The sequence below is a fragment of the Corynebacterium sp. MSK035 genome, from assembly GCF_030232615.1.
In the GTDB taxonomy this organism is placed as follows: Bacteria; Actinomycetota; Actinomycetes; order Mycobacteriales; family Mycobacteriaceae; genus Corynebacterium; species Corynebacterium jeikeium_D.
Genome location: NZ_JASPJP010000002.1, coordinates 130,679 through 145,732, shown reverse-complemented (window position 1 = coordinate 145,732; position 15,054 = coordinate 130,679). Strand labels below are relative to the sequence as shown.

General features: G+C 59.5%; 15 protein-coding genes. 6 read left to right on the top strand and 9 right to left on the bottom strand.

Annotated elements, in window-relative coordinates:
• Positions 1-90 precede the first annotated feature (90 nt).
• Together trpS and QP978_RS01970 are read left to right on the top strand one after the other, a co-directional pair.
• Entirely contained in the window at positions 91-1,146 is a 1,056-nt protein-coding gene (gene trpS / locus QP978_RS01975) for a tryptophan--tRNA ligase (RefSeq protein WP_049171954.1), read from the top strand.
• Between the two features lie 62 nt (positions 1,147-1,208).
• Positions 1,209-2,234 (top strand): YhjD/YihY/BrkB family envelope integrity protein, encoded by a 1,026-nt coding sequence (locus QP978_RS01970; protein ID WP_284856781.1) that lies wholly within the window; start codon positions 1,209-1,211, stop codon positions 2,232-2,234.
• Here QP978_RS01970 and QP978_RS01965 read toward each other — a convergent pair whose 3' ends face one another.
• On the bottom strand, positions 2,235-3,485 hold the full coding sequence (locus tag QP978_RS01965) for a D-alanyl-D-alanine carboxypeptidase family protein (protein ID WP_193394157.1): 1,251 nt from the start codon (positions 3,483-3,485) through the stop codon (positions 2,235-2,237). It abuts the gene before it with no gap.
• A gap of 156 nt (positions 3,486-3,641) precedes the next feature.
• Here QP978_RS01965 and QP978_RS01960 point away from each other — a divergent pair, with 156 nt between their 5' ends.
• Positions 3,642-4,871 carry an adenosine deaminase gene (locus QP978_RS01960; RefSeq protein ID WP_284856780.1) on the top strand — a complete coding sequence of 410 codons (1,230 nt, stop codon included), beginning with the start codon at positions 3,642-3,644 and terminating at the stop codon, positions 4,869-4,871.
• A gap of 29 nt (positions 4,872-4,900) precedes the next feature.
• Here the strand turns inward: QP978_RS01960 and QP978_RS01955 are convergent, their stop codons facing one another.
• The 3 genes from QP978_RS01955 to QP978_RS01945 form a co-directional block, all read right to left on the bottom strand.
• The gene (locus QP978_RS01955) at positions 4,901-6,142 is read right to left on the bottom strand and encodes a SatS C-terminal domain-containing protein (protein ID WP_284856779.1); all 1,242 of its coding nucleotides are present in this window, start codon (positions 6,140-6,142) and stop codon (positions 4,901-4,903) included.
• Positions 6,143-6,274: 132 nt separating this feature from the next.
• A complete protein-coding gene (locus tag QP978_RS01950; protein ID WP_049171958.1) occupies positions 6,275-7,318 on the bottom strand; it encodes a C40 family peptidase in 1,044 nt (347 codons plus the stop codon).
• The gene (locus QP978_RS01945) at positions 7,318-7,722 is read right to left on the bottom strand and encodes a hypothetical protein (protein ID WP_070429820.1); all 405 of its coding nucleotides are present in this window, start codon (positions 7,720-7,722) and stop codon (positions 7,318-7,320) included. Before QP978_RS01945 ends, QP978_RS01950 begins: the two co-directional genes overlap by 1 nt.
• Before the next feature lie 261 nt (positions 7,723-7,983).
• Here QP978_RS01945 and upp point away from each other — a divergent pair, with 261 nt between their 5' ends.
• Entirely contained in the window at positions 7,984-8,619 is a 636-nt protein-coding gene (gene upp, locus QP978_RS01940; RefSeq protein ID WP_049171962.1) for a uracil phosphoribosyltransferase, read from the top strand.
• 9 nt (positions 8,620-8,628) lie between these two features.
• Here upp and QP978_RS01935 read toward each other — a convergent pair whose 3' ends face one another.
• Positions 8,629-9,315: a hypothetical protein gene (locus QP978_RS01935; RefSeq protein ID WP_141747466.1), complete on the bottom strand. Its 687-nt coding sequence runs from the start codon at positions 9,313-9,315 to the stop codon at positions 8,629-8,631.
• 196 nt (positions 9,316-9,511) lie between these two features.
• On the opposite strand from QP978_RS01935, the gene QP978_RS01930 reads away from it, so the two are divergent.
• Together QP978_RS01930 and QP978_RS01925 are read left to right on the top strand one after the other, a co-directional pair.
• Positions 9,512-10,738 (top strand): M20 family metallopeptidase, encoded by a 1,227-nt coding sequence (locus QP978_RS01930; RefSeq protein ID WP_049171968.1) that lies wholly within the window; start codon positions 9,512-9,514, stop codon positions 10,736-10,738.
• A 75-nt stretch (positions 10,739-10,813) separates the two neighbouring features.
• Positions 10,814-12,223 (top strand): NAD(P)H-quinone dehydrogenase, encoded by a 1,410-nt coding sequence (locus QP978_RS01925; protein ID WP_016422155.1) that lies wholly within the window; start codon positions 10,814-10,816, stop codon positions 12,221-12,223.
• 122 nt (positions 12,224-12,345) lie between these two features.
• On the opposite strand, the gene QP978_RS01920 is transcribed toward QP978_RS01925, so the two are convergent.
• From QP978_RS01920 to QP978_RS01905, 4 genes are all read right to left on the bottom strand, one after another.
• Positions 12,346-12,624, bottom strand: coding sequence for a mycoredoxin (locus QP978_RS01920; protein WP_038627805.1), 279 nt, complete (start codon positions 12,622-12,624; stop codon positions 12,346-12,348).
• A gap of 139 nt (positions 12,625-12,763) precedes the next feature.
• Complete coding sequence (locus QP978_RS01915; RefSeq protein ID WP_070429818.1) at positions 12,764-13,294, bottom strand: dihydrofolate reductase; 531 nt, start codon at positions 13,292-13,294, stop codon at positions 12,764-12,766.
• Between the two features lie 23 nt (positions 13,295-13,317).
• Positions 13,318-14,154: a thymidylate synthase gene (locus QP978_RS01910; RefSeq protein WP_069359434.1), complete on the bottom strand. Its 837-nt coding sequence runs from the start codon at positions 14,152-14,154 to the stop codon at positions 13,318-13,320.
• 16 nt (positions 14,155-14,170) lie between these two features.
• Positions 14,171-14,926, bottom strand: a complete 756-nt coding sequence (locus tag QP978_RS01905) for a 3'(2'),5'-bisphosphate nucleotidase CysQ (RefSeq protein WP_049190299.1) — start codon at positions 14,924-14,926, stop codon at positions 14,171-14,173.
• Positions 14,927-15,054 lie beyond the last annotated feature (128 nt).

The following is a 15,054-nucleotide window of genomic DNA, read 5'->3' as shown; positions in this document are numbered from 1 at the left end:
GGCAGTCGGTTTCCTGCAAAGCCCGTGGTGTTGTCGAAACGGGTACGTCGTCGACTCTCAACTGCGGGCCTCGCGCTAGACTTATTGGCTATGAGTGAAAGCAAGGGTCCTGAGGCAACTAATCCTGCACCGAGTGCTCGTAAGCAGCGCGTTCTGTCCGGCATTCAGCCGACCGCAGATTCCTACCACCTGGGCAACTACCTGGGTGCATTGAAGAACTGGATTAATCTGCAGGATGACTTCGACGCTTACTACTTCATTCCAGACCTGCACGCCATCACTGTCGAGCAGAATCCGAAGGAGCTGCGTCAGCGCACTATCGCAGGTGCCGCACAGCTGATTGCACTCGGTATTGATCCGGAGAAGTCGGTGCTCTTCGTGCAGTCGCATGTGCCCGAGCACGCGGAGCTCGGATGGGTGTTGACCTGCTTGACTGGCTTTGGTGAAGCCAGCCGTATGACGCAGTTCAAGGACAAGTCCTCTCGTCAGGGCGCGGAACATACCTCCGCTGGTTTGTTCGCGTACCCCATGCTGATGGCTGCCGACATCTTGCTCTACCGCCCGCAGCTGGTGCCGGTGGGGGAGGATCAGCGCCAGCACCTCGAACTGACGCGTAACCTGGCGCAGCGTTTCAACTCCCGCTACAAGAAGACCTTCGTGGTGCCGGATCCACACATCATGGAAGGCTCCGCGAAAATTTACGACTTGCAGGATCCGACCTCGAAGATGAGCAAGTCGGGTGCAAATCCGAAGGGCATTATTAACCTCTTGGACGACCCGAAGGTCTCCGCCAAGCGCATTCGCTCGGCCGTTACTGACAATGACGGAGAGATCCGCTTCGACCGTGAGAACAAGCCGGGCGTTTCCAACCTGCTGGTCATTCAGTCGGCGTTGACCGACAAGCCTGTCGACGAGCTCGTTGCCGGCTACGAAGGCGCTGGCTACGGCCAGCTGAAGGCCGATACCGCAGATGCGCTGGAGGCATTCACCACGCCACTGCGTGCACGCTATGAGGAGCTCATGGCTGATCGCGGTGAGCTGGAACGGATCCTGGCCGAAGGCGCAGACCGCGCCCGTGAAGTTGCCGCCAAGACACTTGCAGATGTGTACGAGCGCGTCGGGTTCCTGAAGGCCGCCAACCGGTAATTCAGCTGTAGACTCTGCGCTTCAGTCTCCGTACCGAAAGCTGGCACGTTAAGGTAGGGGACATGGCAACCTCTACTCAAAAAGATCCGAAGAGAACGGACCGCTATGGCATCGAGCGTGTACACGCCGATGAACCGAGCGCAATCGACCGCCTCCGCGAAAAGTGGGCGTGGTTCGATCACGTTATGCGGATGCAGGAGCGCTACTCCGAGCAGGGTGGCAACTTTTTTGCCGCCGCTGTCACGTACTTCTCCGTGCTGTCGATTTTCCCCCTAATCATGACGGCATTTGCCATCCTCGCGCTTGTGTTGCGTGGCAATGAGCAGCTGCTTGAGCAAATCCAGTCCGCTATCACCGACTCCATCGATGGGTCGATGGGCGACACCATCAACGCAATTATCGAAGGCGCGATCGATCAGGCAGGTGGCGTCTTCACCGTCGGTTTCATTGCCACCCTGTGGTCGGGTCTTGGTTGGATGGGCAACCTCTCCAACGCAGTGACACAGCTGTGGAAGCGCCCGCTGGGCGCTAGCAACTTCGTGGTGGGAAAGGTTCGCGACCTGCTGCGTCTGCTGGGCATGCTGATTATGATCCTGCTGACCTTCGCTGTCACCGCAGCCGGCTCTTCCGGACTGACCCAGTCCCTGCTGGACAAGATTGGTCTGGCTCATGTCCCGGGAATCACAATTATTGCGGGATTGATTGCCATCGCCATTGGTCTCGTCGCCAACTGGCTGCTGTTCTTCTGGATGCTCGCTTTCCTGCCGCGCGGGGGCGCCCCGTTCCGCTCTGCGGCAAAGGGTGCGATTATCGGTGCGATTGGCCTTGAGGTTGTCAAGCAGCTCGGTAGCGTTTTCTTCTCCAACGCCCTGTCGAACCCGGCCGGTGCAGTTTTCGGTCCGGTCATCGGTTTGATGGTCGTTTTCTACCTCATCTGGCGCATCACTATGTACGCCACCGCCTGGACGGCGACGACCGAAGAAGCGCTTGCCGACGAGGAGCTGGATGCACCTGCTCCTGCTGTCATTAACGTCCGTGCGGAAGCGGCCAACCCGTCCGGATTGAACCGCCTGCTCGGTTCGAAATAATTAGCCGCGATCGCGTCTGCCGAAGCGGTAGGTGACCATCGCAATCAATGCGATGACACCTACGATGGCAGCGCTGACAGTAATTTTTAGCCCGGTTCCTGTTGACTCGTTGTCCAGGATATCGGGCAATTTTTCTACCAACTTATCCTCAGTCGCTTCCGCTTCGAGGACACCGACAGAGCTGTCCTGCGGTGCCGCGAAGCCGGCGTCGAGAAGCGATGCCGCCTGCTCCCAGGGGCGCGGTGAATCCTCCACAGTGACGTCGAGAACGATGACGCCGAGACGACGGCCATCGCGCTCAGCCACCCCAGCGAAGGTGTGACGGGCATCGTCGGTAAAACCAGTCTTGCCTCCAAGGGCGCCGGGGTAGTCCTGGGCAATCAGCTGATTGTCGTTGGCGATTTCGAAGTCATCGACCTCGAGAGCCTTGTCTCCGGGGATGGTGGCCAGGCGGGTGGCCGAGAGCTTGCGATAGGTCTCATTGTTGAATGCGTGCTGGAAGAACAGTGACATGTCGTATGCCGACGTCATCTGTCCCGGAGCATCGAGACCAGTCGGGTTGACCACTCGCGTATCCGTCGCCCCCAACTTCTTTGCCAGGGCATTGACCTTCTCTGTGGTCTTATCCATGCCACCAAGTTCGCGAGCCAAGGCGTGGCCGGTGTCGTTGCCGGAGTTAAGCAACAGACCAGTCAGGAGCGTTTCTACCGAGTAGTTCACGTCCTCGACGATGCCGACACGAGAGCCCTCCATGTTCGCGTCCTCGAAGGTCGCCTTGACTGGGGTGTCGAGCTTCAAATTCTCGATTGCCTCCATCGCCAGCAGCACCTTAATAATCGATGCCGGACGGTAGCGGCCGTGCGGGTCCTTCGCCGCAAGGACATCGCCGGATTTCAAATCGAACACCGTCCATGCAGAGGCGGAGAGGTCCTTCGGAACGTCAAACCCCTCACCGCTGACAATGCCGCAGGCGGACATCTTGCTACCTCCAGCCGGCTTTTGAGGAACCGGAAGTGGAGCGGGAGATGTTTCGCCGGGAGCCGGAACCTCAGAGGAATCCACTGGTGCTGGTGGAAAGGTCTTGTAGGGGCAGCCCTCCGTGTCACGGATATCAGGTGCGGGACCGACAATCGGGGCGTCGTCGGTAAGCGAGGTGCTCTGCGCCATGGCTGCGGGGGCGGTGCTCGGCAGAAGCAGAGCGCTGGTAGCTAGCAGCGTAACGGCAGATGAGAAGCGGCGAGAGGGAAACATGATGAGATAAGGGTAGTAAAACGTCACCCGAAATGACGTATTCGTCGTGTGTGGATGGGGGAAAACGGGGGAGCGGAAGCCTTTGTACAAAGCAGAATTACGATTCACCGGCAGTGAAGTAGAAGCGGAGGGCACAATACCGATAGTCTGGCCATTATGACTAATTCTTTGCACAGTGATGCTCAGTCTCTGGACACACAGTCTTCGGCATCGAATCTCGATGAGATGCGCAAGGTTGTCGCCAGCCTGCCCAAGGTACTGCTTCACGATCACCTCGATGGCGGCCTGCGCCCGCAGACCGTTATCGACCTGGCCGCGGACTGCGGTTACACCGATCAGTTGCCCACCACCGACGTGGATGAACTGGAGAAGTGGTTCATTGACACCGGCAACTCTGGCTCGTTGCCGAGCTACCTAACCGCCTTCGCGCACACCTGCGCCGTCATGCAGACCGCTGAGTCGCTGACGCGCGTGGCGCGTGAGGCCGTCGAGGATCTGGCCGCCGACAACGTCGTCTACGCTGAGCTGCGCCTGGCTCCGGAAAACCATTTGGAAAAGGGCCTGGATATGCAGGCTGTCATCGACGCACTGGTCGAAGGCCTGGCGCAGGGTGAAGCCCATGCCGCCGCTGAGGGAAAGCACATCACCGCACGTCTGCTGGTCTGTGCGATGCGCCAGAATGACAGTTCCAAGGAAGTCGCACAGCTGGTGATCGACAACTACGGGAAGAACTCCGACGGGTACGTTGTCGGTTTTGACATCGCTGGGCCGGAGAATGGCTTCCCGCCGGCTAACCATGCCGAAGCATTCACCATGCTGCGGGAAAACCTCATTCCGGTCACCATTCACGCAGGTGAAGACGCCGGTGTCGATTCGTTGCAGGATGCTGTCGTGCAAGGTGCTCGCCGCCTGGGTCACGGCGTGCGCATCTACGAGGACTTCGGTGCTTCCCTCGAGGGCATCGAATGCCAGGAGGTTGCCTCCGCTATTCGTGACCGCCAGATTCCGCTGGAAATCTGCCCGACGTCCAACGTTCAGACTGGTGTTTGTGACAGCGTTGCGGATCACCCGTTCTCGCTTCTCGACGATATGAGTTTCGCCTGCACGGTCAACACGGATAACCGTCTGATTGGTGCGACTTCCATGACCCGGGAGTGCATGGAGTTGGTGGAGAACTTCGGTTACGGCTACAGCGAGCTGTTCGAACTGACCTCGAATGCGCTAAACAATGCATTCGTGGATCTGCCGACCCGCGAGCACATCATGGACACCATTATTTACCCCGCTTACCTGCAGCTTATCGACAACAGCGACGAAGACATCGAGACTGATGTCAACGGTGCGGGTTTCGGTGCCGAAGATGAGCTGAACCTGACGCTGGACTAGCCAGCGCCGGCCAGCTTTGCTGGGAGGAGCTAGATCTTGGTCGTGAACCGAGCGGCCAAGTCCTTCTCCAGCTGCCTCCAGCCCTCAGCCTCATCGTCGTAAGGCGGCACTGGCTCGGACAGCTCGCCGGTGTCCAGCAGGAAGTTCAGCAGCCACTGCAGCTGCTGGTTGCCCGCCAGTACCTCGTTCACGGCATCATCGCCAGCCCAGTCAGCGGCGTCTGCGAGTAGCTCGTACGCGCGGGCGAGCTGGGCGGTGTCCACGGCGTTCGGGCCCTTTTCAATGTCCTCGGCCAGGCCGGTAAACGAGTACTCATTGTCCTCGTGCACCACGGCCTCTAGCTCACCTGCGTTGGCGGCGGTGATGATTTCGTCCCACGTCGTCAGCGCCGACATGTCGTGATGCTTGTGCTCCAGCAGCCAACGCACCATCGTGCGGGGCTGTGAGAACGTGTGAATCTCACCGGCGCTGCCCAGGAATAGCGGGCGACGCCCCATGTAACAACGCAAGGTGTAGAGCGTGCGGCCAGCGATGGAGATCTTGATCGGGTCGATGCCAGCGTTGGCCCACACTGTCTGATCGTACGGATCGCCGGCGGTCTCCTCTGCGGACTTCTTTTCCTCTTCGCGCTTCTTCTCTGCTGCTTCACGACGCTCACGCTCCGCGGCCTCCGCTTCCTTTAATGCGGCTGCAGCAGTGGTTTCGGACTCTTCATCGATGCTCGGAGTATTTGCGCCGATGGCGTCGATAGCGTCAATGCAGCTGTCCCAGTTGGTCAAGATGACACTGCCGATAGCCGACCACTGAGCGGTGCCACTGCCCTGGAAGTGATCAGCACCATTTTGCGTGGCAGCCAGGACAGAGTGAGAGGCGAACATCTGGTTGATTGGAGTGAGATCCGCGATCGCACCAATTGAGCGAGTGATGGCAAGAATGCGATCAGCGCGCGAAACATGGTCGTAGTCGGCTCGGCCGGCCAGGATCTCTGGCAGTCCAATCAGGTCATAGCGGTGGCGCGGTGCCGCGATGGCCGCTCCCGGTAGCTGCTGGTTGAAGTTGCGCCAGCTGGGGTGCTGCGTGAAGTCGTGAGGAGCATCCGACTGTAGGAAAGCCAGGAGCTTTGCCGCCGATGAGAACAAATAGATGTCATCACCGCGGCCGAGCAGAGCCTGCCACTCGGAGCCACCCTCACGCCAGCTTGGAGCCCACAACGTGTAAAAGGTGCCCGAGGTCAGCTCGAGTTCGATAGGAACGATGCCTTTCCTGGCCATAGTTTTCGTCGCAGCCCTTCTGCTTGTTGGTGATTATTAAAACTCAAAAATTGTCATACCTGCAGCGCCCCCACGGGTGGCAAGTTTGCGTATTCCTATCTTAGAAGTTTTACGACGCAGATACCCACCGCACTATCCGGTCGGACGGTAGAACCCCTTAAACGGCATGCCGATGTTGGTCGTACGCACGGGGTTTACCTGCACCGGATCGCCCGCTTCGACCATCTTTCCGTCACCGATAACCATGGCGACATGGCCGTCCCACACTGCAAGATCGCCAGGTAGCAGTTCATCCTGGCTCACCTGTCTGCCGACGGCCTGTGCTTCTGCCGTGCGGGGAATATCAACACCAGCTTGCCCGTAGGCCCAGTGCGTTAAGCCTGAACAATCGAGCGCCTGCCCCGGAGTATTTCCGCCCCAACCATAGGGCGTTCCGACGGCACTGAGTGCAGCCTTCACCGCAGCTTGGGCCTCTGGTGTGGGCGCGCCAGCTCCAGCATCCGCAGGTACCGGCGCGCTGCCCGAATCGGACGACGCCTCCGAACCATCTGCAGCGTCGGTAGCGCTAGCCGATCCTGGGGTGTTCGTAGACGTAGAAGCGAGGGCGGCTTGAGTGGTACCTGGGGCCTCCAACTGTGCCGAGTGAGGTGGGGTAGGGGTGTCCACCGCGGTACTCGCTTGCTGTATCAGCGACTGCACCAGAGGTCGCAGTTCTTGCTCTAGTTTCATGAGCCGCGCAATGGCCTGGGAGATCGCGGAACTGGCCGCTGAGGCTAGGCTGGCGCCGGTCGCGGCGAGACCAGCGGGCCCCGCAGCCGTCGCAGTCAACGAGCCCATGGCGGAAGTGACAAAATCCATGGCGATCCGGGCCAAATCAGTGGCCGCTGACATTACTGAGGCCAGCCCCTTGGCAATGTCACTGTCAATGGTTCCGGCGCGAGTTTCCAAGTCGGCTGCCGCATTTGCAGCCCGTTTGAGACTTGTTCCCGCGGCCCCTGCTCCGGAACCAGCACCATCGCCCCAGTTGCGGTCAACGGAATCTGCCACTGAGCGCCAGGCGGTACTCGCGGCGGGTATTGCGGCCCCGGCAAGTCCTGCCAGTGCGGGTGCGATGGCAGGACTTAGCTGTTGTGCAATCGCGGTGGGGACCTCCGTAAGTAGATTGGTGGGAAGCATCACGCACCGCCCATTCCGCGAGTTGCAACGGCTCCCATTTTCGGTGAGATGGACTGCAGCGCATATGCGCCGGCATCTTCAGCAGTGGACACCGCAGAGACAAGAGCGTTCAGTGCACGAGCAGCGCTGGTGCCGTACTCATTCAGCTCAGCTACATGCTCATGCTGGCGCTGTAGAGCAGTGGCTGCAGCGTGACAGAAGGGCCCAGCAAACGGGACGTCGCCAAGCGAGAGCAGTGCGCTGATGCCCAAGTCAGCGCCGCTGACCTGCTGCGACAACGCGTCAAGGCGCGTGGCATCGGCAGAAATAAGCTCTGGCGCCAGCGTAAAGACTGAGTCATTCCCGCTAGTGGTCGGAGAGAGAAACGATTGGCTGTGGGAACTGTGTGGTGATGGACGGGACAATGTTGACGGCCTCTCTAGGAAATTCGCGTGTGGTTCAACACTCAGTGCTGTGGCTGAACGGCTAGCGGGGTTCGGACGGCGGCTGAGCGGCAAGTGGTTTGGTAGTAAGCGGGCTTACGCAAATGGGGCGCAGTAAAAAGCCCTCGTATTGTTAGGCGCGAAAAAGGCCGATTCGGTTCCATCTTTTTTGGGAACGCGTTTTCAGAAACTTGCGATGCCGGCACCAGAGCGGCAAAAGCAAAGCAATGTATTTTGGAAGGCATGGAGATTACCGTTGTCAACCATCCCTTGGCACAGTCACGTTTGACCATTCTGCGCGACGCGCGCACTGATAACGCGGGCTTCCGTGCGGCACTCGCCGATCTGGGCGCAATGCTGATTTACGAGGCAAGCCGGGAGCTGCCCGTCGATAACTTCGATGTTCAGACCCCAATCACTACCGCGCCGGGTTACCGTCTGCAGGATCCGCCGATTATTGTTCCCGTCATTCGTGCGGGGCTTGGCATGATCGATCCGTCGCTGTCGATGATTCCGGATGCGCAGGTGGGCTTTATTGGCTTGGCTCGTAATGAGGAAACTCATGAGCCGGTGCCGTACCTCGAGGCGCTGCCGGAGGATCTGTCCGGGCGCACTGTCTTCCTGGTCGACCCGATGCTGGCAACCGGCGGTTCACTGCTGCATGCCCTGAAGCTGTTGGCGGATCGCGGAGCGGACAACATCACGGCCGTGTGCATCATTTCTGCACAGCAGGGTGTCGACGCCTTGAAGGAATCCGGTTTCCCGGTGCGTCTTGTCACCACTGTGGTGGACCCGGATCTTAACGAGGATGCCTACATTGTGCCGGGGTTGGGAGATGCGGGCGACCGTCTCTACGGTCCCCGCAACATTGATCTTTAAATTAATCTCTTAGGCAGTTCCCCAGGCTTCTGCCGCGTACTTCTTGACGACCTCGTTGTCCTTGGTCACAAGAACTCCGTCGGGGGACATCTGGTACTTGTACGAGCCGTTTTGTGCAACAACGCGGTCGCCCTCATCGACGATGATGTCCATCGATCCGGAACCCTGTGGTGTATCCGAGCGGTAGTACTTCTCGCCGGAGCGCGTCTCACAAGCAGCAGCCTTAATTCCCTGTTCAGCGGCGATAACAGCAAAGGCGCGGTCACCGTTGTCGCAGCGTGCGGAGCTGCCCACGAAGCCCAGGCCGTCCAAGTCGGAGCGGCCAGTGCCGAAGTCCTGTCCCTCCGGAGCTGTTGTCGGCTCAGAGCTCGTCGTCGTGGATGGCGAAGACGTGGTGCTCGGCGTGCTTGACGACGAGGACGATGTCGAAGTGCTCGGCGTGCTTGACGACGTCTCGGAGGACTTCGACGTAGTTGTCGTCGTGGTGGTCGTCTTGCTCGTAGAAGTCGAACTCGTCGAGGACGGCGGTGTCGAACTGGGCGACGTCGGCTGCGAGGAGGAGGGGACCTCCGGACGCTGGGGCTCATCACTATTGTTCAGCGACAGGCCGATGGCGATGCCGATGACGACCACGAGTGCGGTGGCCACGATGATGATGGGGATGCTGAGAGACTTAGGTGTGCCATTGCCGGACATGCCTAATATCATCGCAGACTTCCTCAAAATGTGAAACATCTGATAATTGAAGGGGTCAAAGTGAAAGAAGTGGCCCCTGGTCATGTGTACGTCTGGCGCTGATATTCAAACGCTTGCCGGCCACTGCTGTCGCTGGCGCAGTCGTCGGTAGGCCTCTTGTTACGGCCTGTCGGTGGAGCGCTTACACTGGAGAATTGTGATTGAGGAGTTTATTAAGCACTGGTGGGCCGAGCACGCGAACGAGATTCTCGAGTGGCGGCGGCATCTTCATGCGCACCCAGAGCTATCTCACATGGAGCACGCCACCACGGCTTTTGTGGAGGAGAAGCTGCGTGCTGCAGGGCTGAAACCAGTGCTGTTTCCCAACACCGGCTTGATGGTCGACATTGGTGAAGATGAACTCGCCGGTAGCGAAGCCGGAGGTGAATTGCCGGGGCGTCTCGCTTTCCGCGGCGATATAGACGCGCTTCCAATTACAGAGACCACGGGGCTGGAGTTTGCCAGCACCAACGATGGCGTCATGCACGCCTGCGGGCATGATTTTCACACCACGATTACGCTCGCGACGGCTCTGGCTATGGCTGAGTACCACGAGAAGCACACGTTGCCGACGCCGCTGCGTTTCATTTTCCAACCCGCCGAGGAGGTCATGGTTGGCGGTGCACCCGAGGTTATCGCTGCCGGTGCGCTCAATGGCGTTGAGCGTATTTTTGCCGTCCACTGTGAGCCGAAGCTGCGCGTCGGTCACGTCGGCGTTCGAACAGGTGCCATCACCTCTGCGGCCGACACGTTGGAGATTCAGGTGCATGGCCCGGGCGGGCATACTTCCCGTCCGCAGATGACAGCCGATGTTGTCTATGCGCTGGGCAAATTGATTGTCGATTTGCCCGGCTTGCTGTCACGACGCGTCGACCCACGCACTGGCACCGTGCTCACGTTCGGCTCCGTTCACTCCGGGTATGCACACAACGCGATTCCGTCGGAAGGCAGCGTCAGCGGCACCCTGCGCACCGCGGACATCAAGACCTGGCGCGACATCGATCCACTGGTTCGCGAACTCATTGAACAAGTCCTCGCCCCGACCGGCGCAGAGTGCACCATCAATTACGAGCGTGGCGTGCCGCCTGTGCTTAACGACGAATACTGCACCGCCCTGATTGCGGAAGCAGTGCGACGAGTGGACGAGAATGCTGTCATTCAGGCCCCACAGTCGTCCGGTGGCGAGGACTTCGGTTGGTATCTCGAGCACGTCCCGGGCGCGATGGCCCGCTTGGGCTGCTGGTCCGGCCGCGGCGACAAGCACGATTTGCACCGAGATGACCTAATCGTGGACGAGCGTTGCCTGGGCGTTGGTGTGAAACTCTTCGCTGGCATTGTTGCTCGCTATGAGGACGGCGCGCAGTCAACCATGACTGTCCGTTAGACTATGGGGGCAAAGCGGGGAAAATGCCTCCCGCGGTAGTTACATTGTGATATCCACGGCAACTTTGGAGGATTTGTGGCACAGAGGATCGTAATCATTGGCGGCGGCCCAGCCGGCTACGAAGCAGCGCTGGTTGGCGCCAAGTACGGTGCTGAAGTCACTGTGGTTGAGGATGCCGGGATGGGCGGTTCTTCCGTCCTGTGGGATTGCGTTCCCTCTAAGGCCTTCATCGCGGCGACGGGCGTTCGTACCGATATGCGTCGTGCGGACGAGATGGGTCTGCGTCCGGACTTTTCCCAGCGCAAAATCGACTTCACTGCGGTCAACGAGCGCGTTAAGCGCCTGGCTCAGCAGCAGTCCGACGATGTTCGCGCGCAGATGGAGCGTGAGGGCATCAAGATGCTGCAGGGCCGCGGTCGCCTCGATGACCACGACCCGGGCCGTGTAACTCACTACGTCACCGTCGACTTGCTCGAGGGCGGCGAGGTCACTCTTGAAGCCGACCTGGTGCTGGTCAGCACCGGTGCGTCCCCGCGCATTCTGCCGGGTGCGATTCCTGATGGTGACCGTATTCTGACCTGGCGTCAGGTTTACGAACTGGAGGAGCTGCCGGAGCACCTCATTGTGGTCGGTTCTGGTGTTACCGGTGCTGAGTTCGTATCCTCGTTTACCGAGTTGGGTGTGAAGGTCACCATGGTCGCTTCGCGTGACCGCATCCTGCCGCACGAGGATGCTGACGCTGCAGATGCCCTGGAGGAGGTCCTGCTGGAGCGCGGTGTGGACGTTGTGAAGAACGCCCGCTGTGATCTTGTCGAACGCACTGAGGACGGCGGCGTTCGCGTCGTCACTTCCGACGGCCGTGAGGTCTTCGGCTCCCACGCGTTGATGACCGTCGGTTCGATTCCGAACACCGCGGATATGGGCCTGGAAGCAAGTGGCGTAAAACTGACTCCTTCTGGCCATATTCACGTCGACCGTGTTTCCCGTACCAACGTGCCGGGTATCTACGCTGCCGGTGACTGCACCGACTTGTTCCCGCTGGCTTCCGTTGCAGCTATGCAGGGCCGTATTGCGATGTACCACGCCCTCGGTGAAGGCGTATCTCCGATTCGCCTGCGCACCGTTTCGTCGGCAGTGTTCACCCGCCCAGAGATTGCGACTGTCGGTGTTTCCCAGGCTCAGATTGAGTCCGGTGAGGTCTCCGCTCGCGTTGAGGTTTTCCCACTGGCAGGTAACCCGCGTGCGAAGATGCGCTCGCTGCGCCACGGTTTTGTCAAGCTGTTCTGCCGTAAGAACTCCGGCATGATTATCGGTGGTGTGGTGGTCGCTCCGACTGCCTCGGAGCTGATTCTGCCAATTGCGGTGTGTGTTTCCAACCAGCTCACCGTCGATGACCTGGCAAGCTCCTTCTCCGTCTACCCGTCACTGTCTGGCTCGATTACTGAGGCTGCTCGTCAGCTGATGGCACACGACGATCTGGACTAATGCTGGTATCGCGACTGGCAGCATGACCGGTCGCGCTCGTAATTAAAACAAGCCGAGCCCCGAAAGTGGGGCTCGGCTTTTTGGCTGTGCAATAAGAACGTACCGATGCGCTTATGCTGCGCTTACTTGCTGGAGAGTTCAGCGTACTTAGCGGTGACTTCCTCCACAGACGGATTCGTGGCGTGCTCGCCATCGGAGTACAGCACAGTCGGCACAACGCGGTTGCCGTCATTGACGGACTCAACCCACTTCGAAAGGTCGTCGTGCTTTTCGACGTCCCAAGCCTCAAACGGAGTGCCGTTTTCCTTCAGGCCAGCAATGAGGTTCTGGCAGAAAGGGCACCAGGCCGCAGCGTAAATGGTCACGTGTTCGGTGGTCTGTGGAGTCTTCACATCAGTCATACTTAGTCCAACGCGCGGACCAAGGCCGATATTCCATTGCGCAATACGTCCGCCGGGCAGTAGCCCCACCTCAGAGCCTTGCTCGGCACCCTTCCCAGATGCTCTTCGGAGGCTTTCCTTCCGAGGCTTTTAAAGGAAGCTAATCCTCTAGACGCCGCCACGTGCAGAAGCGGTAGCGTAGGCCGGTCGTTGACGTCTGCCACGGGCCATCCTCGACACGAACCCAGTCGTAGAGGTCGGGAGCCATGACCGGTACCGGGACATTGACATCAGTATCAATGTCGGTGACCACGCATTCGTCGGCAAGCGAAAGTGCATCGCGATAGACACGCCCGCCTCCGATAATCCAAGCCGCGGGCGCGTCGGCGACGGCTGCGAGCGCGGCTTCGAGGCTGGTTGCGGACTCGGCGCCGGGGAAATCGGACACGGAGCGTGAAAGGACGATGTTTCGACGACCGGGGAGTGGTCGGAACTTGGGATTCAGCGAGTCCCACGTGCGACGCCCCATGATGACCGGTGCGCCCATCGTCGTTGTTTTGAAATGCTGAAGATCTTCAGGCAGATGCCAGGGCATAGTCGCACCGTCGCCGATAATGCCGGCCCGAGACTGCGCCCAAATCATCCCTACAAATGGGGGCCTTGCGCTGGTGGAAGCGGTGGACTCGTTCATGTCGACACTCACCTTTCGCTGACTTAGACAGCCACCTGACCGCGAATCAGAGGATGCGGGTCGTAGCCGATGACCTCAATGTCCTCGTAAGCGTAGTCGAAAATGCTGTCGGCCTTCCGAAGCTTCAGCGTGGGGTAGGGGCGTGGCTCACGGGAAACCTGCAGTTCGCACTGTTCAATGTGGTTGTCGTAGATGTGGCAATCACCACCGGTCCAGATGAACTCACCAACATCCAAGCCCGCCTGCTGCGCCATCATGTGCGTCAACAGTGCATAGGAAGCGATGTTAAATGGCACGCCTAGGAACATGTCCGCGCTGCGCTGGTAGAGCTGGCAGCTGAGCTTGCCATCCGCGACGTAGAACTGGAACAGCAGATGGCACGGCGGCAGCGCCATATTGGAAATCTCGGAGACATTCCAGGCGCTGACGATGTTGCGGCGGCTATCCGGGTTGGACTTCAAAGCCTCCAGCGCCTGTGCAATCTGGTCGATGTGGTGCCCATCTGGAGTGGGCCAGGAGCGCCACTGTACGCCATAGACTGGGCCGAGGTCGCCGTTGTCGTCTGCCCACTCATCCCAAATAGTCACCCCATGATCCTGGAGCCACCGGACGTTTGAATCGCCGCGGAGGAACCACAGCAGCTCGTACACGATGGACTTCAGGTGCACCTTCTTAGTGGTGATCAGTGGGAAGCCCTCGCTCAGATCAAAGCGCAGCTGGCGGCCGAACACTGAGCGAGTGCCCGTGCCAGTGCGGTCTGATTTAGCTGCTCCGTCAGCGAGAATTTCGCGCAGCAAATCCTCGTACGGAGTCTTAATGCCCTGATGAGCCTGTGTCGTGATGTCAGTGGAGTCGGTCATAGCCGCCCTAGCTTACCTACTTCTGCTCTTGATCCTTGAATTCCTTTACCAGTGCCAGAATCTCCTCCGACAGGTCCGGTCGGCAGAACAGCATATCCGGCAGGAAAGTATCGACATTATTGTAGGTCGGCGCGGAGCCGTCTAGGCGGCTGACAAAAAGTCCTGCGGATTTAGCGACACCAACCGGCGCTGCCGAGTCCCACTCGTACTGACCACCGTCGTGGATGTAGGCGTCGTAGTCACCGAGCAGCACGTGCATTGCCTTCGCACCAGCGGAGCCCATCTCCACCAGCTCCATGCCTAGCTTGTCAGCGACGTACTTCGCCACAGCCGGTGGGCGAGTACGCGATACGACAATCTTGCCCGCACGCGGCCCCTGCACAGCCTTGGCCTCACCCGTGTGGAAAACCTGGCCGTGATCCGGCAGACCAACAGCAGCGTGGGTCGGCTGACCGTCCTCTACTAGAGCGACATGAACTGCCCAGTCCTGGCGCCCCGAAGCGAACTCACGCGTGCCATCGAGTGGGTCAATAATCCACACCCGCTTTGAGTCCAGGCGCTCACGGTTATCCGCGGCTTCCTCCGACAGCAGTCCGTCGTCCGGACGGTGCTGCTCTAGTACGCGGGCAATCCACTCCTGTGCCAGTGCGTCGCCGGCATCTCCCAGAATGCGGCCACGCAGCAGGCCTACGTTGCGGACACCCTTGAGAATTTCACTGGCGCCCACGGCAAGTCGATAGGCAAGAACATCATCTTCAATGTAGGCAGACATGACTTAGATACTATTCGCTTTTTCCCGACCCCGCTTTACGACGGGATGCCGCGCCCCATCCTCACCGCAACCGAGTGGCCATACAAATAACAAAAGTCCGCCCGCAGCGAGAATCAGTTCAAGCCGAA

Excerpts from the sequence above, each read along its gene's own strand:
- trpS (WP_049171954.1), top strand. The coding sequence starts at position 91 with ATGAGTGAAAGCAAGGGTCCTGAGGCAACTAATCCTGCACCGAGTGCT.
- QP978_RS01970 (WP_284856781.1), top strand. The coding sequence starts at position 1,209 with ATGGCAACCTCTACTCAAAAAGATCCGAAGAGAACGGACCGCTATGGC.
- QP978_RS01965 (WP_193394157.1), bottom strand. The coding sequence starts at position 3,485 with ATGTTTCCCTCTCGCCGCTTCTCATCTGCCGTTACGCTGCTAGCTACC.
- QP978_RS01960 (WP_284856780.1), top strand. The coding sequence starts at position 3,642 with ATGACTAATTCTTTGCACAGTGATGCTCAGTCTCTGGACACACAGTCT.
- QP978_RS01955 (WP_284856779.1), bottom strand. The coding sequence starts at position 6,142 with ATGGCCAGGAAAGGCATCGTTCCTATCGAACTCGAGCTGACCTCGGGC.
- QP978_RS01950 (WP_049171958.1), bottom strand. The coding sequence starts at position 7,318 with ATGCTTCCCACCAATCTACTTACGGAGGTCCCCACCGCGATTGCACAA.
- upp (WP_049171962.1), top strand. The coding sequence starts at position 7,984 with ATGGAGATTACCGTTGTCAACCATCCCTTGGCACAGTCACGTTTGACC.
- QP978_RS01935 (WP_141747466.1), bottom strand. The coding sequence starts at position 9,315 with ATGTCCGGCAATGGCACACCTAAGTCTCTCAGCATCCCCATCATCATC.
- QP978_RS01920 (WP_038627805.1), bottom strand. The coding sequence starts at position 12,624 with ATGACTGATGTGAAGACTCCACAGACCACCGAACACGTGACCATTTAC.
- QP978_RS01915 (WP_070429818.1), bottom strand. The coding sequence starts at position 13,294 with ATGAACGAGTCCACCGCTTCCACCAGCGCAAGGCCCCCATTTGTAGGG.
- QP978_RS01910 (WP_069359434.1), bottom strand. The coding sequence starts at position 14,154 with ATGACCGACTCCACTGACATCACGACACAGGCTCATCAGGGCATTAAG.
- QP978_RS01905 (WP_049190299.1), bottom strand. The coding sequence starts at position 14,926 with ATGTCTGCCTACATTGAAGATGATGTTCTTGCCTATCGACTTGCCGTG.